A 21,177-nucleotide genomic window follows, 5' to 3' on the forward strand; every position below is an offset into this window, starting at 1 on the left:
CTATATTGTATTTTTAGGTAAAAGAGGTACAATTAGTTTGACTTGAGCTGTTTATTGTATTTAAATTGTAATTAATATATGAATAAAGGTTGACATGGCAGTTAAAATAAGGTTAGCAAGGTTTGGGGCAAAGAAACGTCCTTTTTATAGGATAGTTGTAGCCGACTCACGAGCACCAAGAGATGGGCGCTTTATTGAGAGAATAGGACAGTATGATCCAATGTTGCCAAAAGACAGTAAAAATCGTGTTGTGGTAAAAGCTGATAGATTAAAACATTGGCTAAGTGTAGGAGCGCAAGCAACTGAAAGGGTAATGTGGTTCATTAAAAAAGGCATAGTAGATTTAGAAACAGAATTGAAAAAAATAGAAAAGAAAAAAGTTGAGAAAGTACAAGGGCAAGAAGCATAAGTCCTCTTAAATGCTAAACACTGATTTAACAAAAAGTAGTAAATTAGATGATATTGTATCTTCTGATTTATTGGCTATGAATGACTTTATCTTCAAAAATGTCAATGATGAAGGTACTAAGCTTGCTACCGATATTACATCTCATCTTATTAATTCAGGAGGAAAAAAAATAAGGCCTAAGCTCATTTTTATTGTGTGTAAAATGCTGAATTACTCTGGAGAGAGTAGGGTCAACATTGCTGCATCGGTAGAATTTATACACAACGCTACTTTACTTCATGATGATGTGCTTGATGAAAGTAAGGCACGCCATGGAGTTGCAACAGCAAATAAAATTTGGGGGAATAAATCAAGCATTTTAGTTGGTGATCTATTATTGACCTTAGCATTTAGATGGCTTATAGAATGTGGGAATTTAAGTGTTCTCTCTATTTTATCTAAGGCATCTAATTTGCTTGTCAAGGGTGAGATAAAGCAGATGACAACACGTTTTGACCCTAACGCAATTAGGAAAAATTATTTTAATATCATTGCAGAAAAGACAGCATCTTTATTTTCTGCTTGCTGTGAAGCTGCATCAGTAATATCTGGAGCCACAATTGACGAAACAGACAGGCTAAGAAATTTTGGCTTTAATTTTGGTATCGCATTTCAAATAATTGATGACGTGCTAGATTATACTGCTAATCAAGGCACTTTAGGAAAACAACTTGGAAAAGATTTCTTTGAAGGTAAAGTCACTTTACCTTCTATTATAGCATATGAAAAAGGCAGCCCATCAGAACAAAAATTCTGGGAGAAATCTTTTTCTTCAGCTATACACAATTTTGACCAAGCATTACAATACATTAATCATCATAATGCCATTCAGGTTTCTATGGAAGAAGCTAGACACTATATTAATATGGCGCGAAGTAATATTGATACTTTTTCTGATTCTCTTTATAAAACTGCTTTGATTGACTTTTTAAATGCAAGCATAGAAAGACAAGGATAGCTAACGCTTGATATTTTTAGATTGATTGTTATATATTTATTAAGTTTGTAAGGGTGAATAATATGTCAGATAGTAATAAAGAGAAAAAAAAGAAATTTGCAGATATGGTCAGTAAACGAAAAGGGGATGACCAAGAAGATCAGCAAACAGGTGATTTAAATGAAGAGCTTAATATATTAAAAGAACGTGCAGTTCAGCTTGAAGATCATTTACGTCGCGCTGTTGCGGATAATGAAAACGTTAAACGTATAATGCAAAAGCAAATTAGCGATGCAAGTGATTATGCAGTCACAAAATTTGCACGTGATATGATCGACTCTTGTGACAATTTAAAAAAAGCAATGGAAAACTTGAAAGATGATGATCCTATTCATGAAGGAATAAAAGTGGCGCACCAAAAGATTGTGAGTGATCTAAAAAAACATGGAATAGAAGAAATAGATCCAATAGGTAACTCTTTTGACAGCAATTTACATCAAGCTGTTGTGGAAAAAGAAGATAATGAAAAAGAGCCTGGCACTATTGTAGAAGTACTACAAACTGGTTATACCATTAAAAATAGGTTGCTTCGTCCTGCAATGGTTATTCTTTCTAAAAAATCTGCTGATTGCGAAAGTAACTAATAAAACACTCAAGGTATGGAAGAAGTTGTCTTCTCAGGTATTCAGCCAAGTGGAGTATTACACTTGGGCAATTATCTTGGTGCAATTAAGCAGTGGATAGGCTTGCAGGATAAATATAAATCTCTTTTTTGTGTTGTTGATCTTCATGCAATCACAGCAAATAAGCTTCCCGCAAATGAATTAAAAAATAATATTTTTAAAGCAGCAGCAACTTATATTGCATGTGGAATAGATCCGGAAAAGTCGATTATTTTCAATCAATCCGCAGTGAGTGGTCATGCAGAATTGGGCTGGCTGCTAGGGTGCTATACACCAATTGGTTGGCTTAATCGTATGACTCAATTTAAAGATAAGGCTGGAAGCGATAGACAAAAAGCTTCTCTTGGGTTATATAGCTACCCAGTACTTATGGCTGCGGATATATTGCTGTATCAAACTAAATATGTTCCTGTTGGCGATGATCAAAAACAGCATTTAGAACTTGCACGTGATATTGCATCAGCTTTTAACAATCATTATGAATGTAGTCATTTCATCATACCTGAAATCTTAACTTTGGATTGTACATCAAGGATAATGAGCTTAAGAGATGGAGCAAGCAAGATGAGCAAATCTGATCCTTCAGAATATTCATGCATTAACCTTAACGATACAAATGACTTAATTGTCAAGAAAATAGAAAAAGCAAAAACAGATTCAATTCTAGGCTTTGATTTTGCTACTTTAAAGTGCCGTCCAGAAGTAAACAATTTGGTAAACATTTATTCAGTGCTTAGTGATTTAAATGTAGAAAAAGTGTGTAAAAAAGTGGATAAACATGACATGAAGAACTTTAAAAAAGAGTTAGCTGACTTAATCATCAGCGTTATATCACCCATACGCGAGAAGATGAATATTCTTCTAAAAGATCAGCTTCATTTACATAAAATATTAAAAAAAGGTACAGAAAAAGCAGCAGAGATTGCAAATAACAATATAAAAAAGATCAAGGATATTATAGGGTTTGTTCAATAGGTTACAACTATTTCTTCCCATGGCTTTCAAATCGTGCAGCTATTTTCTTTACACTAACATGAGTGAGAAGAGGTTTTTTACTAACCGGAAGTTTAGAATCGGACTTTGCTGTTATGGGGTTCATTTTAGATCTTTTATTTCCTACCGGAAATGAGTGAGATTGGGAGGCAGTTTCTTGCGATGGTGCAGGATCTTTCTTCATACCGATATCTGCTTGTGTTGCAGGGGTGGCTTTGCTCTTAGCAACTTGATTTTGCTCAAATTTTCCTACTATTGACTTTACTCTACCGTCCTTCTTGCTATTTACTTTTTCTTTTATAATAACCGCTTTTACTTCTGATGCTGCTTTATCAGCAGATTTTTTCAGGATTGGTTTACTTTTAGCTGATTTTTGCGAAGTCACTCCTACTATTATTGGTTTCGTGCTCACTTGTTGATCAACAATATCTAGCCTTTTAGGATTTGACAGTATTTCAGATTTATCTTCTTTAGTTTCTTGCCTAATTTCTTGATTGGTAGCGTTTAGCGCTGGTGGCTCTGGAGCCTGTCTCTTTTTATATCCTCTTATTGTTCCTGCATTTTTCTTAGGTTTCGTTTTGTGAATTTGCTCCTCTTTAGGGCAACTTTGAGTGCCGCGAATCTTTCGTTGACGCTTTACTCTTTTTATCTTGATAATTTGATATTTCCTCATGTCCAGACTCTTCACTTAATGAACTTTCATAGCCTGAATCTTCAGGAGATACATTCTCTATTTCTGTTTTAAAGTGTACCTTTTTTGAGTCAGTAGGAGGTGGTGGAGGTGCCGTTGTTGGCCGTTTTATTTTCTTTTTTCCTGCCGGCTGTTTTCCTTTTTTCAGCTTGAAAGTATCTTCCTTCTGCTTTGATGTTGTTTTATTTTTTGAGCTTACTTCATATGATTTATGTTCTTTATTGTTTTTTCCACTCTGCTTCGAATCTAAAATTTCTTTAAGTCCTTTCTTGAATAGATTAATTGTACTTAAAATATTTGAGTACTCGGCTGCTTTTTCTATAGTGAAACCTGATAGTTCATCACCAACAAAATTTTTTATGTCATTATCATTAGTTGGAATATCTTTTCCCAAGACTCTATCTAATATTCCTTTTAATGTTCCAATAAAACCGAGTGGCTTTGTGCTCAAAGGTTCTACATAATTATTCAAGTCACTATATATAACAAACTTAGCTACATCTTTTGCGTTGTTTGTAAAATTCTTCAGAGCTTGAGATAAATCTTTCAGTGTTTCATCATATTGTTCATTAATTTTTTTTGTATCCTTCAGCTTTATGACTCTTATCAAAGAATTGAGATTTTTATCATAATTGTCACTTTTAAATAGATCACTCATACCAATTACTGTTTATCGTTTACTCAAATATAAATTCAAAGTATTAAGACCGAGTAAATATTATATGATTTATCCTCTGACTCATAAACGCTTGCACTCCTAGGTTCTGTAAACAAAATATACTGTGAGAAAATAAAGTAAAGAAAAAGTAGGAGAAATAAGGAAAAAGAGACCGTGAATAATATAGAGAAACTATCAATGGAATATTACATAGAAAAAAGAAAATGGGAACAAACTTTTGAATTCTTAAAGGGAGTCAAAGGAATACACAGCAAAAATGAGAAGAGGTTGAGAATATTTATGGAAGCGGTTTGGTATATGGTTCGGAGTGGCTGTAAGTGGAGTCTTTTGCCAGAAATTTACGGCAATTACAGGAGTATACATAGGAGGTTTAAAAGGTGGTGTGAAAAGGAAGTTTTGGCAAAAATATATGCAACAAAATCCAGATTTAGAAGTTGCGGTAATCGATGGAACGATAGTTCGAGCTCATGCTTGCTCTGCCTGATACAAAAAGGATTCCAAAGCTCTTAGGAAGGAATAAAGGTGGCTTTACTACTAAAATTCATGCATTTGTTGATGCATTGGGAAATCCTTTAAAATTTATACTTACTCCTGGCCAGAGGAATGAAATTACACAAGTTAATGAAAAATATCTATAACTCCACTATAGTGGCTGATAAAGGATATATGCTTTTGTTTGAGAGCAAAGGATGTGAAGTTGTGATTCCATCGAAAAGTGAAGAGCTTCTATGATAAGCATATTTATAAAGAACGGGAATGTTTTTTCAGTAAAATCAAAAATTCTATAGCTAACCGAAGTAAGATTTCCCCGAGCACTGAAAGACAAAATCAATAGCCGAATTAATATTGGGCCAAAAGCTTGGCAGCACTTGGGAATATTCAAAAAAGCATAAGAATCAAGTTAAGAGATTGCGAGCAAATTTAGGGAAGTTAAAGTAGATACTCTAGTTTTTCTGTACTTGTCTTTTAATGAAAATCATGAACAAGTTATTGCAATCTTTTTAAGAAAAATTTTCAAACTATTAACTCTATTCTTTAGTGCTAAAAATAACTCTCTAATCCGCCTTTTTAGCTCAATAAATGCCTTTGTTAAACTGAGTTCTGTATTCTTTTTTAATTTTGTACAACTCATGAAATATGAGAATTGCACATAATTTAGCATATAATTCACACAATACTCTGTGTGGCTTCCCTTTTAAGTCTTATGTAGCTCTTGTATAGTTTAAAAAACAACTAAATTTGCCACCTTACTCTGTAATACTTGCTCAGCACTAATTTTATCCTCTGGAATATTAGTTTTGACCAGTTCAACAATTTCTGATTACTTTTGGAAGATCATGTGATTTTGCCAATTTATTAGCTTTTCTTCTTCTGGCTAGAGACTGCTCTTCAGTTAATTTATGATATATCATTCTTACTCTAATCTTTGCTTCTTTTCCCAACAACACCTTCATTTCTAAAAATAGCTTGTCTCCTAAACATTCCAATAATTCCATTTTTTGATTTGTTTCTATAGCATATACATTGGTATCAACGACTTATAAAATAAGCTCCCGTTCCATTGATTTGTTTAAAAGAACTTGAACCAAGGTCAGATATTAGCAACTTCTCCCTATAACCTTCTTACTCCCTCCGTTATGTTAAGTTGATCCAATGTCTGATTTAGGTAATCAAAAACTAATTTTAACTTTATTCCACACTTAGTGTTACTCTCATAACCTTTGTCCATAACCTTTATATAGATTTTCCATGCTGTTAGGCAAAGCTACTATCCAATGCTTTTAAATTGCTGCAAGATTCTACAATCAATTTGCAGGGTATTTTAAATAAAGCCATTGTACATTCTTTTCATAAATTCTACTGCTTCTTTAGTAAACCTGAAATCTAAACCCTGTTTCGTTATTATCACAGATTCTTCATTTAATAATTGGCACATTGTATCTATGATTCAGTTTGTAACCCCTATATTACCCAAAATTATAGCTTTTATGAATCATCAATTACTCAATTTTCTTTTCCTTTTCTGTTTCAATTATTTGCCATTTCATTGAAAAATTTGTTGAGGTAATTTGATAAGCAATTTATTTTATTCATCATTAGTTCTCTCACTAAAATATATCCGAGAGAATTTTATATCTTCTTATCCTATCTTCTTCATACCTTTATTTCCTTAACTTGACCCTTATGCTTCAAAAAACTGCGTCAAAGCGAGAAGTAAAAATAAAATAGAAACAAAAAATGGAGATTTGACATGAGTCAAGTAAATGGAACTACTGGATTGGTAGACTATAAAGAATTAGAAACAAATATCCTATCATCGGTAGACCATTGATGGGGAGAGATGGTAACAAGGCTACTGGAAGAGAGTCTGGAAGGTACCATTTACCCACTGAAAGAGAAGAGAAGAAACGGAAAAAACTTTGAGGACAAATATTTGAACTTTTGACACCAAGAGATAGAGAGCGAACCACAGATAGTGAAAAAAAAGGTAAACAACTGAACTTGAGGCAAAAAATATCTGCAGCAGAGATATCTGGAATTACAGATAAATTACTACCTATAATCAATGAATGGTGTAGTCGTCCACTACAATCAATATATCCGATAGTATTCATGATTTTTTAAGGTGAAAGAAGACGGTTGTTGTGTAAGTAAGTGCATGTATAACATATTGGGTATAGATCAAGAAGGCAAAAAGGATGTATTGGGTTTTTATTTGGCTGAAAGAGAAGTTCTGGTTGGGGGTATTAAATGAGATAAAAGAAAGAGGAGTAGAGGATATTCTAATAGCTTGTATTAAAAAGTTTTCCTGCTGCTATAAATAGCTAAAGCAGAAATGTATAGTACATCAGATAAGAAATTTACTGAAGCAGCAAAAACTTTCATAAGTGATCTGAAGAAAGTATATCAGTATTCAAGCAGAGAAATTGCTGAAAATTATTTACTCGAGCTGATGGAGCGAAAAATATCCTTTGGTCATAAAATCGTGGCAAAACAATTGGGAAAATTTATTTTAAGTATTTCGGGACATTTAGGCGGATACACTAATCCTATCGATGAGACATTTACTAAAACCAAAGGTTCATTTACCAGCTTGTACAAGTTGGTATATTGTTCTATAAGGAAGGTGGAGGAAAAGTGCTGTACATATTAACTATATCTCAGCTCAACATTTTCTTTCTCCACAGATTGAAAATTGAGTTGAACTAAAAATTCGCTTTGACACACTTTTTTGAACATTACCAGCTCAATAGGGCTTAGAGTGGAACTAAAATGCATGGGCTTGTTGACGCACGTAATTAATTTCTTTTTTTTAAGTTAATTAATGTTAACAAGCCACGTCTGCCTGTAATCATGTTAATACCAAAATATAATGTAAGAGAAGAAATGAGCAGGGCTATGGTTAAATACAACAATTTTTGTTTCTTTCTAAACATGCTTCCATATGAAAAACATATGACATAAAAAGGCAAACAAAAAGCTAAGAACCTTGACGCGCTTTACATCTTGGTTTTACCTTATTTATAATATAAATCTTACCACCCCTTTTTACAACTTTACAATTTTTATCTCTGTTACGATGAGATTTTAGCGACCCTTTAACTTTCATATCTACAGTAAGAATAGAATTACCTTACATTATTATCACTTACAGCGAGTTAGTCAATTGATTAAATTTTATTAAAATATTGTATAATTGTTGCTGATACTTCTTCGATCGACCTTTCCGTAACATCAATAATTGGCCAGTTATTTTGCTTAAAGAACTCCTCTGCTTCTTTAATTTCCTTTTCTACTTTTTCAGAATCAGCATATATATTATTATCTTTGTTATTAATTGAAGTAAGTCTGTTTTTGCGTATTTCTACTAGTCTACTTGGGTTGATTGTTACTCCTATAGTCAGTTTATTTTTTAATTTTGCTAAGTCGATATAAAAGGGTACCTCACTAACAAAAGGAACATTCGCAACCTTGTAGCCTCTATAAGCTAAATACATACTAGTGGGAGATTTTGATGTGCGTGAAACTCCAACCAAAATTATATCTGCTTTATCGATTTGAATACCTTGTCCATCATCGTGATTGATGGTATAGTTTATTGCCTCAATACGCTGAAAATACTCGTTATTTATTTCAGTATACAGGTCAAGTTTTTCATCCTTTTCAATTTCAAGATAGGATGAGATTTCTCTAATAATATGTGATAATATTGCTAGATATGGAATTTTTAACTTGATACAGTTATCTTTTAGATATTTTCTGAGCCCATCATCAGTAATAGTGCATATAACAAAGTTATGCTCATCACTTTTTTTCTCAATTTCCTCCAGAATTTTATCGATCTGCTCTTCTCCTTTTACAAAAGACCAAACATATTCGATAGTTTCTATAGAACGAAAATGTTTCAGGGCTGATTTTGCAACTGATATAACAGTTTCACCACTTGAATCTGACACTAAGTGTAGATTAAGCTTTTTAATGGTCATATGGCAAATAAGCAATCTGTTACTCAAATTATGCTAATTTGTTGACCTACGTAAATACAGAAAAACTATCCTGTTGATAAAACTCAAACTAATTGGTAAATTTTTAATACAATTATTCTCAAAACAAATGTTTTTATTAAAGCCTACAAATTTCTCCCATTTTTCTAAGAAAGCCCTGCCTTGGCTTGGGGTTATTTGTCTTGCATATTTTTTAATTGGAATGTTCTTAGCATTATTCTTCTCCCCAGGAGATTATAAACAAGGAGAAATCGTACTAATTATGTATCTTCATGTGCCTTCTGCATGGCTTGCTCTTGGAATATACGGACTCATTGCATCACTCAGTTTCATTTCGTTGGTGTGGAACAATAGTGTTGCTAGTGTCTTAGCACATGCCGCTGCTCCTGCAGGGACAGTCTTTTCGGCAATATGCTTAATCACAGGTAGCGTCTGGGGAAAAGGAACATGGGGTACTTGGTGGGTATGGGATGCAAGGCTTACTTCAATGCTGATTTTGTTTTTTCTGTATGTTGGTTATCTTTCATTGTGGAGCGCTTTTGATAATCAAGCAAGAGCAGAGAAATCATCAGCAGTATTTGCCATTTTTAGTGCTATAAATATTCCCATAGTAAAATTTTCTGTGAATTTATGGTCTACTCTTCATCAGCCAGCAAGTATTTTTAGAAAAGGTGGAGTAGCAATAGAAGGTTCTTTACTGCTGCCACTCATTGCAATGTTTATATTTTGTGCAACATTCTTTTTAGTAGTGTGGATACTTAATGCCCTTCATTTAATTAATTTGCGGAAGATAAAGAGAGAAATCAGCATGCGATATTAGGTATATAGTTCCAGAGTGTAATGTTGTGAACAGTGACAGAGATTAAAATGTAGAGCAATCATCCATTAGCAAGTTCCAGAACTAATTACGTACAAACCACACTTCAAGATTATAGTGATTAATCATTGGAGAAGGAATCACGGCTCTCTAATGAATAAAGATGGACTGTGTCAAGCTGGTGAGTAAGGTGGAAATTGAATAATTGTTGGTTATCATGCTAGATCTAAAATATAAGTTGTAAAATTTTTAATCATTTTGGCTTATAATAATTTCTGAGTTAACCTTAGATTTCCTGAGCTGTGGTTTCTTTTACCCATGTTGAATTCTCATCTTTTATACTCTAATTTAATTCCAGTTTTGACTGTATAGGAGGTCACAATGTCAAACAATATCTATAGCGATCAAGTTAATAATAGTAATTTATATAACAACAAACTTTTTTATGGTGAAGAGGGTATAGATGAGATCACTGAGGGTGAAACTACAACTGAGAAGCGATTTACAAATCCAGTTCCAATAGTAATAGAAGCTTTTGAACTCGCAGAAAAGGAACTTACGAAATGTGAAGAGGAGGTTAAGCGAGCAAAAGCAGAGACTGAGTGGTATAAAAAAATAGCTGAAGAATGTAAAAAAGGAAGTGGTACGTGCGAACCTGTTACTGATGAAGGAGGGAATGAAAATGGAGAAATTACATCTCGAAAAGTAACCTCAGATTGTTCCAAGTATGAAAATTGTGGGCCGCATTCTCATTTTTATAAAGTTGATAATAAGATAGGTTGTCAAGGTTTTAGTGCATCTGATTTACTAAAGGAATTATATCCTGAGATGTACAGTAATCCTAAGATTGCAAAATATATAGAAGAGGGAGCAAATGGTAATTATGGTGCAGTAAATTTTAAATTTGCCTTTACAGAGGATCTTAATTCAATATCCTGGCTTGGTAATATAGAATGTGAAAAATGTGTGGATGGTCAAAGAAATTTAGCGTGTCAAGAAGAAGAGATTAAGAGTTTCTGTTACCCTAACGTTTACACTAGTAATAAAGAATTCAACAAGAGCTTTTTTTCCAGAGGATCATGTCCTAATCTCTTTAGAGAGTCCAGTGAAACAAGTGTTGTAAAAGCAAAACAAGTTGCACCATTGATACTTGTTAATACCTTAGGACAAATGATAGATAAAGAGGGTAATAAAACTAAAGTATACTATGATGCATTGAAGCGTTATCTAAATGATGATGGTAAAATCAAGGATTGTGGAGATAATCAAAAGTGTAAGGATTATATTCCAATTATGGAGAAAGTTGCATGGAATAGTGATAAGGAAGTACTATTAAAAACTGCTGTTAATAATACGCAAGAAGCAAATCCTTACTATTATGGAAATGAGGATAATTCTACTTCCGTTGAATTTGGTTCTATATAAGGCTGAATTTGTCTAATTTTTTCTACACTAGACACAATTTAGTCGTATCTGAACAGATACATAATATATATAAAGAGGACGTAGGTACCATCTGTCCTTTTAAGGCATGTATGTCAATGATATGCGTAATCCATGATTTTAAACATGATGATCCTCCTAAAGTAACACAAAAAAACTCAGAAAAATGTATATAGCTATGATAGAAGTTATCTATACCAATATACTTTAACTAGAGATTATAAATTAATGAAGTTGAAAAGTCTGCAGACGAAGATAGATTTCGAGCTCTAGAATATCTTCACTATCAAAATAACAAAGCTGTCAAAATTTGTCAAGTAATTTTTATCGCAACTGTACAAACATTGCACAGGACAAATTTAAAATGCTGTAAAATGGTGTCTGTTCAGACGCATGTGAAACCAGTGCTTCTTTTCATCCCACTTCCATGCGGCTAAACCCTTTTCATAATCTCCTATCTATCATTTCTTAAACCACTCCCCTGAACGGATACAATTAAATACATTTTTAACATTTTTATAGAAAACTATTAGTATAGATTTGTATGCTGCCCTCATGGCTATTTTAAAATGTTTAATACTCCTTTTTATTGTTTCTTGTACACATCTACCTAACAAGCAACATTCTGTTAATATAGACAATTATAAGCACGATTATTCGTTGCAACAATATAATACTCCTTTGAAGAATAACGAACCAGCAATACCAGAAATGATACCTTTACCGGTAGAGTTTCCCGATCTTACAACCAGTAATCAGTTTCTTTCGATTAATGTTGATGAAAAAGTACCAGTAAAGGATTTACTGATTGAGATAGGAAAACTTTCTGACGTTAACTTAGACATAGATCCCCAGATATCAGGTAATATTATTTTAAAGCTAAAGGATAAGAATATAAATGAAGTAATTCAGAGTATAGCCAACAGAGCCAAATTGCGTTACTCAATGAATAATGGTGTAATTAGAATTGAACAGGATTTGCCATACGCACAAAATTATTACGTAGACTTCATCAATATTCAACACTCTGCTCAAAGCAATTTTGTCGTTAGTGGCAATGTTACAAGCAGCGATGCTGACAGGAATGTTATAAAGTATCAATATAGCAGTGACTTATGGAGTTCATTAGAAAAAGGCTTAAATGCAATAATGGATGTTAATGGAGTGGATGATGGTGAATTTCTTTCATCCAACAGAGAAGCTGGTGTCATTATTCTGAATGCTAGGAAGGATATTCATAAAGCTGTTGAAGAATATATTAATAAAGTTAAGAGAATGGCGTCTTCTCAAGTAATGATAGAGGCCAAAATAGTTGAAGTTGTATTAGACGATAAATACCTTTCTGGTATCAACTTAAATGATTTGCATAATGAAACAAAATCTATAACAAATCAAGATAGTTCCATTACTAGCCTGGTAATGAACTCTGATTTAGAAAATTTAGTAAAAACTTTAGACAAGTTTGGCACTTCAACCGTAATTTCAAGCCCTAGAGTACATGCTATAAATAATCAGCAAGCAATGATTTCATTTACTAAAAACCATATCTATTTTACTTCCGATATACAGAAAAATACCAAAAATTCTAATCATGCCTTAATTACCAAGATGAATAGCACCCCAATAGGTGTGGTGTTAATAATCCACCCAAGCATTAACATTGATACTAATGAAATATTTATGGATATACATCCAACCTTATCAAGAATTAACGATTACACTAAAGACCCAAATATAGAATATGTCGTACAACAGAATAAAATGAAATTAAATAGTAACATTCCAATTATTGAAACCAGAGAAATGCACTCTACGTTAAAAATTAAGAGCGGCGAAGTTATGGTAATTGGTGGGCTTATAGAGCATAGAAAAGATAACCAAAACTTATTGCATCAAAAGTCAAAGAAACTGGCTAAGACAGTAGAAACCGTCATCTTCCTGAAAGCAACAATCGTACCAACACTTGGTTTATTAGATATAAAAGATAGGAATTTATATATATATTAAACGTATCAGTTCAGGCAATGGCATCAACTTAAGGAAAGATGTTGGGGTTGCTATTATGATAAGAAGAGAGTATCGGAATGATAATTAAGACAGCTTAATCATAAATCTGTTGCGGTAAATTTCAGTTACTTTAGTCATAAAGTAAAGTTTTTAAACAGGTCTTAGTTTACTTACTTTATTGTTTTCTTTATTATCAAATATTGCTTTAAATAATATGGAGGAGCACATTGTCAGCAATTGCCGTTATTGATTTTGGTTCACAGTTTACACAGCTTATTGCAAGACAAATCAGGGAAATGGGCGTTTACTGTGAAATATTTCCAAGCAATATCGATTTCGAAACAGTATCAAAATTCAATGGATTTATTTTTTCTGGAGGACCGCAATCTGTAAATGAAAATTGCTCTGAAGTAAGTGAAGTAGCACATAAAATTATAAAACTTAACGAAACAATAAACACTCCTATACTTGGAATATGTTATGGACAGCAACTCATTTGTCATTATTTCGGAGCAAAGGTAAGAAAAGGATTCAATCAGGAATTTGGCAAAACTAAAATCAAGATACTAAAAGAATCTCCAATTATAAAGGATACTTGGGACGTTAATTCCGAAGTCGATGTGCTAATGAACCATGCAGACAGTGTCGAAACTATACCGCAAGGATTTACTGCTATTGCCTCAGGTATAATAAATCAAACAATCGCAATAATTGCCAACGAACAGCGGAAGATTTACTGTACTCAGTTCCATCCTGAAGTTAAGCCTACGATAAATGGTAGTAAACTTCTCTATAATTTCTTAGATATTGCAAATTGTGAGAGAGATTGGACAATGAAGTCATTCATTGAAAAACAGAAGGAAAAAATTCAAAACTTAGTAGGGGAGAAAAAAGTAATTGCTGCAGTAAGTGGGGGGGTTGATTCAAGTGTTGCAGCATTTCTTACACACAAAGCTATAGGAAAACAATTAAACTGTATTTTTATCGATACTGGGTTATTGCGTAAGAGCCAGACCACTGCTATGTTAAAAGAAATTCCAATAAATTACGTTGATAAATCAAACTTGTTTTTAAGTAGGTTAAAGGGAATAACTGATCCGGAAGAAAAGCGAAAAATTATCGGCAATACTTTTATCGAAGTATTTGAAGAAGAGGCAAAAAAAATAGGTGATGTGGATTTTTTAATGCAAGGCACCATTTACTCTGATGTAGTTGAATCAGGTCACGCTTCAGGAAACACTAGTACAATTAAATCTCATCACAATGTTGGTGGGTTGCCAGAAAAAATGAATCTGAAACTAGTAGAACCTTTACGCTATCTCTTTAAAGATGAAGTAAGGCTGCTTGGCAAAGAAATTGGGCTTTCAGATGAGATAATATTTCAACATCCATTTCCTGGACCTGGACTTGCAGTGAGGATCATAGGTGAGGTTGATGAAGAAAAGGTACGAATATTGCAAGAAGTAGATGAAATATATATCAACACAATGAAAAATTATGATCTGTATGATAAAATATGGCAGGCTTTTGCTGTACTGTTACCAGTAAAAACTGTGGGAGTTATGGGAGATAATCGTACATACGGATATGTTTGCGCTTTAAGGGCTGTGACTTCATCTGATGGCATGACAGCTGATGCATTTCCATTTGAAAATAAAGATCAACATTCGTTAGTATTTTGGAGGTTTTTGCAAGACGTCAGTAGTATAATTGTTAACAAAGTTTCCGGAGTAAATCGAGTTGTGTATGATTTAACTTCCAAACCACCAGCAACTATTGAGTGGGAGTAGCAGTAATTTCATTCCAGTTTCAGCTACTCGAATCACAGCAAAGAGGCTGCTTGCATAACTCAAATTTTAAGGAAAACTATTTAATGTCATTCCAGCGCGTGACGATAGAATCCAGAAAAAAAGAACCTGTGTCAGCTACTCGGATGACATCGAAATGTTCGTACAGATATTCGTCACACACCGGAATAAAAATTAGACTTTTGCTTTGTAGAAAATAATTTCAAGGCCGCATTGTCTTTATTTTGCTTATAGCTTCCACAAGCAATGCAAACATGAATGAAGAATACAAACATGCTTTTGGTAGCTCTATGTGAAGTCCTTCAAGTATTAAATATATACCGATGAGTAAAATAAATAGAATGGCAATTACTTTTAAGCTTGGGCTGGATTTTATTAACTGAGCGGTATAACTTGATGAAAATAGCATTGCTAATATGGAAAATGTAAATGCTATAGCAATGATTATCATATTATGAGTTAATGCTATAGCAGTTAATATTGAATCAACAGAAAAAACTAAATCTATTAATATAATTTGTAGCACAACTAAAAAAAATTGTGATTTAACGTTTGCCTTTGTTTTGTTCTCCTTATGTACAAAAATTTCGCTCCATAACTCCATAGAACTTTTAACAATAAGGAATAACCCTCCTGCAATCATAAGCAAATCTTTTACTGAAATATCTAGTGATACAGAGTGAAATATAGGCTTTTCCATTGATAATATATGTGATATAAAAAATAGTATTACAAAACGCATCAATAGCGCCAAGCCAAAACCTATCAGGCGGGCTCTTTCTCTCAGCAGATTTGGCACCTTATCTATTGCTAGAGAAATAAAGATTAAATTGTCTATACCAAGTATAGTTTCAAGTAGCGTAAGTATCAATAAAGTCCAAGCATCAGCTAGCATTTTCATTCCAAAGTCAGATTTTGTACTTTACAATAGATGTGTAAAAATTAAGTAACTTCGACTAGGTAATTAAAAAATCAGCCTTACCCGGAAAAGAAAGAGGCAAAAGGGCATTTTTATAATAAAAGTACTTTTGTAAGAGAAATAATGAAATTAAAAATCTAACTCTCTTTACGAAAATTTTAATAGATTGCAAAATAGTTGTGCCATGAAAATATATGCCTTCTTTGTAGACTAAGATTTTTCTTTAAATTAAGATAGATACACGATAAAAGGAACATATGACAAAAGAATCATTAGCAAAAACTAATATAGTAAAAGTTGAAGATAAGAAAGCAACAAAGGGCTTTTTTAAAATATTAGGTGAAGTAGCAGATGCTGTAAGGTCATGGGTTGGCAATATTGGCCCTGATTTAAGTAGTAGTCGCGATATCGATAGTTTAGTCTTGAAGATGAACGAATGCTTAAACCCAAAGGGGGGTGAAGTCTCAGCACGTAAGAACACCGTATCTCTTGGTAATTTGTACTTGAGTTTATCAGAGGCAGGTCAAATAAAATTTTTACAAACCCTGGCAGAAAATTTCAATCCGGATAAAACGAAAATAGATGAAGAAATAAAAGTATATAATAAAAATCAAGATTCTGAGTCGAGCTATAAGTTTGAACAAGACTTAATAAAAGTACTTGAATCACCACGCTCTAAAATATTGAATCAGTTTATCTCCTTACCGGAGGGCCTTAAGTTTATTGTTGATATGCGTTCTGATGTACTCAAGCTGAAGAATCAATATAAAAGTCTAAGTCCACTAGAAAACGAATTAAAAAGTATACTTTGTACTTTGGTTGATGTTGATCTACTTGATCTTCATCAAATCACCTGGGATTCACCTGCATCATTGTTGGAAAAACTTATAAAATACGAAGCTGTACATAAAATTTCCTCTTGGGGTGATTTAAAAAACAGACTAGATTCTGATCATCTCTGTTTTGCTTTCTTTCATTACAAAATACCAAATGAACCTTTAATTTTTGTAGAGGTTGCACTGATGAATGAGATTGCAGATAGTATTCAACACGTTTTGGACGAGTCAGTTCCTTCAAGCGACCCAAGCAGTGCAAGTACTGCTATATTCTATTCAATATCAAACACTCAAACTGGTTTATCTGGAATTAGCCTCGGTAACTTTTTAATAAAGAGAGTCGTAGAAAAACTATCGCAAGAATTTAAAAGCGTAAAAGTGTATGCAACTCTTTCTCCAGTTCCTGGATTTACAAAATGGCTAAAAAATCAAGACGTAGCTTTATTAGGTAAGCTTAATATAAAACAATCAGGTACAGAAATTTTAGAAAGCATAAAAACTAACATTGAATGCGAAAAACAGTCCCTACTTAAACTTTGTGCACATTATTTGCTAAAGGTTAAAAGCAGTGGTGGAGGTGCTTATGATCCAGTAGCACACTTTCATTTAAGCAATGGTGCATCAATCAAACAAATCAACTGGATGGCTGATACTTCTGAAAAAGGCATTAGTCAGTCAGCCGGAATAATGGTGAATTATCTGTATGAGCTGCCTAAAATAGATAACAATCATGAAAATTATATGATTAATAAAGTGATTTCTCATTCAAAAAAAGTGTCAGCTATGTTAAAGGAATAATAGGAAGTGCGCAAGCATATAGAAAGTGCTAACATTCCCTAATGTTTATGTATATAATGTTGAATAGTTTTATGAGGTAAAATGTATAGTTTGGAAAAGCTTCAAGATATCATAAAAGAACTAGATGAGTCAATACAGAGCAAGTCGATAGTAAAGTCGCCTGTATCTGATAATTTAGTTAATGATATTAAAGAAAGCCTGGAGCTAATTAAAAAACATCCTGATCAAGAGAAAAACATAAAAGAAAAGCTTATAGGAGCAGGTTTTATTGTTCAACACGAGTGTTGGGATAACTTTAAACACTCTTTAGCTAATAATGAGCCTTTAAGTGACAAGTATGATGTTGTAGTAGCTTATGAAAATTTAAGTATAATAGTAGAAGCTTTAAAGTTGCTTAATAGTGTTAACCGGAGTGAAGAAGAACTTAATCAAATTACATCAATTCAGAAAAAAATGAAAGAAGAGTTAGAAAAAATACAACAACAAAAAAGCCAAAAAGAACTCTTTGAATTGGAAAAGAAATCTAAAGAAGAGTTTGGCAAGTACATAGAAAACGGCACTATTGATGAGATATCAATCAAAAAGTATAGTAATCAAGATCGTCTTTATACAATAATCAAGCTAAAAGAAGACAATAAAAGCACAGATATTCAAGTAAGCGAATTTTTAAATAGTGATTTTTATAAAAAAAACAATATTAATGAAATTCGTATTTTGAATGGCGATCAAGAAGAAATTGTCTGTGGCTTTGTGGATAATAAGGGAAAGAGGTGTTATGATTTAGGTACTACAGTTCAATACAGAATAAAGTTTAGCTGGTATGTAGGTGGAAAGGAGCATAATATTACGTTAGGTGCTAATAGCGATGGCAACATTAGAGTAGTAGGTGATATACCAAGTGATGAAGATTTAGAAAAAAATAAAGATGTAAGGATTAAAGTTTGTGGCGAGTACCTAACCCTTGCTGAAGCAGTAAAAACGTGTAGACAGCAAGAAGATCCAAGTAGCACAGTGAAGCAAGCATCAGCTAATGAGCATTGCCGTTTATTGGCAAGAACTTCAGCTTAATGTTTTTAGCAAAGAGAGATATAAATAATTGCTCTTACAGTACTTAAAATGTAAAATAGATCTACTTAAATAAGTAGATCTATGAACAATATAAGAAATTTTGCAATAATAGCACATATAGATCATGGGAAGTCAACTCTTGCTGATCGGTTGATAGAAGAATGCAACGGCCTCGAAGCAAGAGAGATGACTAATCAAATACTTGATTCAATGGATATAGAGCGTGAACGTGGAATCACAATCAAAGCACAAACGGTAAGGCTCAATTATACTGCAAATGATGGTAATCAATATTGCCTCAATCTAATGGATACACCAGGTCATGTTGATTTTTCATATGAAGTCAGCCGAAGCTTAGCCGCATGTGAAGGCTCACTTTTAGTGGTAGATAGCAGCCAAGGAGTTGAAGCTCAGACTTTGGCAAATGTGTACAAGGCAATTGACAATAATCATGAGATAATAGTTGTACTCAATAAAGTTGACCTTCCTGCTGCAGATCCAGAAAAGGTAAAGCTTCAGATTGAGGAGGTAATCGGTATTGACGCAAGCGAGTCAGTTTTAATATCAGCAAAAACTGGGCTTGGGATAAAAGATGTACTTGAAGCTATAGTAACAAAACTTCCTGCTCCTCAAGGTGATACAAATGCTCCACTGCAAGCAATTTTAGTTGATAGTTGGTATGACCCTTATCTAGGAGTAGTAATTTTAGTGCAAGTTAAAAATGGAGCGCTAAAAAAAGGCATGAAAATTGTTATGATGTCTAATAATGCTACATATCAGGTCGATAATATCGGTATTTTCACTCCTAAAAAAGTTATGACAGGTGAACTTTCAGCAGGTGAAGTTGGTTTTATCAATGCTTCAATGAAAGAAGTAGAAGACTGCAAAGTAGGAGACACTATTACTGAAGAGAAAAGGCCGTGCAGCAAGGCATTACCTGGCTTTAAAGAAGTACATCCTGTAGTATTTTGCAGTATTTTTCCCAATAACACAGATGATTTTAAATATTTAAGGGAAGCACTAGAAAAATTACATTTAAATGATGCTAGTTTTACATTTGATGCTGAAACGTCAAATGCTCTAGGTTATGGATTTCGTTGCGGTTTCTTAGGAATGCTACATCTTGAAGTCATTCAAGAAAGACTCGAAAGAGAATTTGATTTAGATCTAACAGCAACTGCACCGAGTGTTATATATAAAGTTGCAACACAAAATGGTAAAGTTTTAAATATCCATAACCCAAGCGATATGCCAGACCCTACAAAAATTGAAATAGTGGAAGAACCATGGATCACTGCAACTATAATGGTACCTGATCAATATTTAGGAGAGATTCTATCTATGTGTGAAGAGAGGAGAGGAGAACAGCAGGATTTATCTTATGTTGGTAATACGACAACAGCACTACTGAAGTATAAATTACCGCTGTCTGAGGTTGTTTTTGATTTTTACGATAGACTAAAATCAATTTCCAAGGGATATGCAAGTTTAGATTGGGAAATATCTAATTATCAGGAAAGTCAGATAGATAAATTAAGTTTTTTAGTTAATGGAGAACCTGTGGATGCGTTAGCCTGCATTGTTCATAAAAGCAGGGCAGAAAAAAGAGGCCGTGAAATATGTGCACGTTTGAAAGATTTGATACCACGCCAGCAATATAAAATCGCGATTCAAGCGGCAGTAGGCGGAAAAATTATTGCTAGAGAAACGATTAACCCGTATAGAAAAGATGTAACAGCCAAGCTCTATGGTGGAGACGTCACACGAAGGATGAAGCTGCTTGAAAAGCAGAAGAAAGGTAAGAAAAGATTGCATTCTGTGGGAAACATAAACATCCCACAAAATGCTTTTATTGAGGCTTTGAAAATAAATGATTAATGTATGTCCAAAAACATAATTTTCAAGAATTAAGTAATATTTTGCTCAATAAGTTCACTGATATTGATATGGATAAATTTGCAATAGCTATTGGGAATGTTAAAAAAAGTGAGTCAAACCTACATTTTTTTATATTAATTTATTACTTTTTTTTGGTTTGACTCACTTTTTTGAACATTCCACCCTAAGCCCTCTTGAGCTTGAGAATTTTTTCTATATATAGGCTGAGCATGAATGACATCTGATCATCAATTATGCAAATCTGGATATTGTTGTTCATACTTAAGTCATTTTGCCAAAATTCCCTTTTTGCATCACCTGTTAAACCTCTTGTGTATACTTCTGTAATTGTGGTAAATTTTTGATCATTGGCAGCCACTTCTCCACACTGCTTCCATACATATTCTCAACTTCTCCTCGTTTTTACTGTGTATTCCTTTTGTGCTCTTTAAAACGATAACTTCTCTATATTTATTTTCATTAGGCTAAGTTACCGCTTTTTTCCATTTTTATACTCCTGCCCTTGATTAATTTGACCTGATAACATTTTGTTTACAGGGCCTGCTATTAACTCTGCATAATTTATTCTTATGGTAAAAATTTCTTCTTCACTCTTATTTTTGCTTAACTTGACGCATATGGTTTGTTAAATACTCCCGTCTGTCAA

The 21,177-nt window shown here is 33.3% G+C and carries 18 protein-coding genes and 2 pseudogenes; 14 read left to right on the forward strand and 6 right to left on the reverse strand.

The annotated features are described in order from the left end of the window. Window positions 1-94: 94 nt before the first annotated feature. From rpsP to trpS, 4 genes are all read left to right on the forward strand, one after another. Window positions 95-409: a 30S ribosomal protein S16 gene (rpsP, locus tag AAE962_RS06405; protein WP_343289015.1), complete on the forward strand. Its 315-nt coding sequence runs from the start codon at window positions 95-97 to the stop codon at window positions 407-409. Window positions 410-419: 10 nt separating this feature from the next. Continuing rightward, complete coding sequence (locus AAE962_RS06410) at window positions 420-1,406, forward strand: polyprenyl synthetase family protein (RefSeq protein ID WP_343289016.1); 987 nt, start codon at window positions 420-422, stop codon at window positions 1,404-1,406. A 62-nt stretch (window positions 1,407-1,468) separates the two neighbouring features. Continuing rightward, window positions 1,469-2,029 (forward strand): nucleotide exchange factor GrpE, encoded by a 561-nt coding sequence (locus AAE962_RS06415; protein ID WP_343289017.1) that lies wholly within the window; start codon window positions 1,469-1,471, stop codon window positions 2,027-2,029. A 15-nt stretch (window positions 2,030-2,044) separates the two neighbouring features. Then, window positions 2,045-3,043 (forward strand): tryptophan--tRNA ligase, encoded by a 999-nt coding sequence (gene trpS / locus AAE962_RS06420; RefSeq protein ID WP_343289018.1) that lies wholly within the window; start codon window positions 2,045-2,047, stop codon window positions 3,041-3,043. 7 nt (window positions 3,044-3,050) lie between these two features. Here the strand turns inward: trpS and AAE962_RS06425 are convergent, their stop codons facing one another. After that, a complete protein-coding gene (locus AAE962_RS06425) occupies window positions 3,051-3,734 on the reverse strand; it encodes a hypothetical protein (RefSeq protein WP_343289019.1) in 684 nt (227 codons plus the stop codon). Continuing rightward, complete coding sequence (locus AAE962_RS06430) at window positions 3,658-4,410, reverse strand: hypothetical protein (RefSeq protein WP_343289020.1); 753 nt, start codon at window positions 4,408-4,410, stop codon at window positions 3,658-3,660. The genes AAE962_RS06425 and AAE962_RS06430 overlap by 77 nt, the downstream gene beginning before the upstream one ends. 198 nt (window positions 4,411-4,608) lie before the next feature. Here AAE962_RS06430 and AAE962_RS06805 point away from each other — a divergent pair, with 198 nt between their 5' ends. Continuing rightward, on the forward strand, window positions 4,609-4,941 hold the full coding sequence (locus AAE962_RS06805; RefSeq protein ID WP_410543846.1) for a transposase: 333 nt from the start codon (window positions 4,609-4,611) through the stop codon (window positions 4,939-4,941). Then, window positions 4,899-5,069 (forward strand): transposase, encoded by a 171-nt coding sequence (locus AAE962_RS06440; RefSeq protein WP_162848911.1) that lies wholly within the window; start codon window positions 4,899-4,901, stop codon window positions 5,067-5,069. Before AAE962_RS06805 ends, AAE962_RS06440 begins: the two co-directional genes overlap by 43 nt. A gap of 263 nt (window positions 5,070-5,332) precedes the next feature. Here AAE962_RS06440 and AAE962_RS06445 read toward each other — a convergent pair. Next, window positions 5,333-6,525: pseudogene (locus AAE962_RS06445) on the reverse strand (IS4 family transposase). Between the two features lie 157 nt (window positions 6,526-6,682). On the opposite strand from AAE962_RS06445, the pseudogene AAE962_RS06450 reads away from it, so the two are divergent. After that, window positions 6,683-7,641: pseudogene (locus AAE962_RS06450) on the forward strand (transposase). Between the two features lie 271 nt (window positions 7,642-7,912). On the opposite strand, the gene ykgO reads toward AAE962_RS06450, so the two are convergent. Both ykgO and AAE962_RS06460 read right to left on the reverse strand, forming a co-directional pair. Beyond that, window positions 7,913-8,041 (reverse strand): type B 50S ribosomal protein L36, encoded by a 129-nt coding sequence (gene ykgO / locus AAE962_RS06455; RefSeq protein WP_006279631.1) that lies wholly within the window; start codon window positions 8,039-8,041, stop codon window positions 7,913-7,915. 61 nt (window positions 8,042-8,102) lie between these two features. After that, window positions 8,103-8,918 carry a pyruvate, water dikinase regulatory protein gene (locus tag AAE962_RS06460; protein WP_343289594.1) on the reverse strand — a complete coding sequence of 272 codons (816 nt, stop codon included), beginning with the start codon at window positions 8,916-8,918 and terminating at the stop codon, window positions 8,103-8,105. Between the two features lie 127 nt (window positions 8,919-9,045). Here AAE962_RS06460 and ccmC point away from each other — a divergent pair, with 127 nt between their 5' ends. The 4 genes from ccmC to guaA all read left to right on the forward strand — a co-directional run bounded on the left by ccmC (window position 9,046) and on the right by guaA (window position 14,993). Continuing rightward, the gene (ccmC, locus tag AAE962_RS06465; RefSeq protein ID WP_343289021.1) at window positions 9,046-9,756 is read left to right on the forward strand and encodes a heme ABC transporter permease CcmC; all 711 of its coding nucleotides are present in this window, start codon (window positions 9,046-9,048) and stop codon (window positions 9,754-9,756) included. A gap of 378 nt (window positions 9,757-10,134) precedes the next feature. Continuing rightward, window positions 10,135-11,178 (forward strand): hypothetical protein, encoded by a 1,044-nt coding sequence (locus AAE962_RS06470; protein WP_343289022.1) that lies wholly within the window; start codon window positions 10,135-10,137, stop codon window positions 11,176-11,178. 573 nt (window positions 11,179-11,751) lie between these two features. Next, a complete protein-coding gene (locus tag AAE962_RS06475; RefSeq protein ID WP_343289023.1) occupies window positions 11,752-13,203 on the forward strand; it encodes a secretion system protein in 1,452 nt (483 codons plus the stop codon). A gap of 227 nt (window positions 13,204-13,430) precedes the next feature. After that, complete coding sequence (guaA, locus tag AAE962_RS06480) at window positions 13,431-14,993, forward strand: glutamine-hydrolyzing GMP synthase (RefSeq protein ID WP_343289024.1); 1,563 nt, start codon at window positions 13,431-13,433, stop codon at window positions 14,991-14,993. Window positions 14,994-15,213: 220 nt separating this feature from the next. On the opposite strand, the gene AAE962_RS06485 is transcribed toward guaA, so the two are convergent. Further along, the gene (locus AAE962_RS06485) at window positions 15,214-15,906 is read right to left on the reverse strand and encodes a TerC family protein (RefSeq protein ID WP_143689513.1); all 693 of its coding nucleotides are present in this window, start codon (window positions 15,904-15,906) and stop codon (window positions 15,214-15,216) included. Between the two features lie 281 nt (window positions 15,907-16,187). Here AAE962_RS06485 and AAE962_RS06490 point away from each other — a divergent pair, with 281 nt between their 5' ends. The 3 genes from AAE962_RS06490 (at window position 16,188) to lepA (ending at window position 20,510) form a co-directional block, all read left to right on the forward strand. Next, window positions 16,188-17,564 (forward strand): malonyl-CoA decarboxylase, encoded by a 1,377-nt coding sequence (locus AAE962_RS06490; protein ID WP_343289025.1) that lies wholly within the window; start codon window positions 16,188-16,190, stop codon window positions 17,562-17,564. Window positions 17,565-17,645: 81 nt separating this feature from the next. Next, the gene (locus AAE962_RS06495) at window positions 17,646-18,632 is read left to right on the forward strand and encodes a hypothetical protein (protein ID WP_343289026.1); all 987 of its coding nucleotides are present in this window, start codon (window positions 17,646-17,648) and stop codon (window positions 18,630-18,632) included. Between the two features lie 81 nt (window positions 18,633-18,713). After that, window positions 18,714-20,510: a translation elongation factor 4 gene (gene lepA, locus AAE962_RS06500; RefSeq protein ID WP_343289027.1), complete on the forward strand. Its 1,797-nt coding sequence runs from the start codon at window positions 18,714-18,716 to the stop codon at window positions 20,508-20,510. Window positions 20,511-21,177: the final 667 nt, after the last annotated feature.

The sequence above is a fragment of the Wolbachia endosymbiont of Encarsia formosa genome, from assembly GCF_039540065.1.
Taxonomy (GTDB): domain Bacteria; phylum Pseudomonadota; class Alphaproteobacteria; order Rickettsiales; family Anaplasmataceae; genus Wolbachia.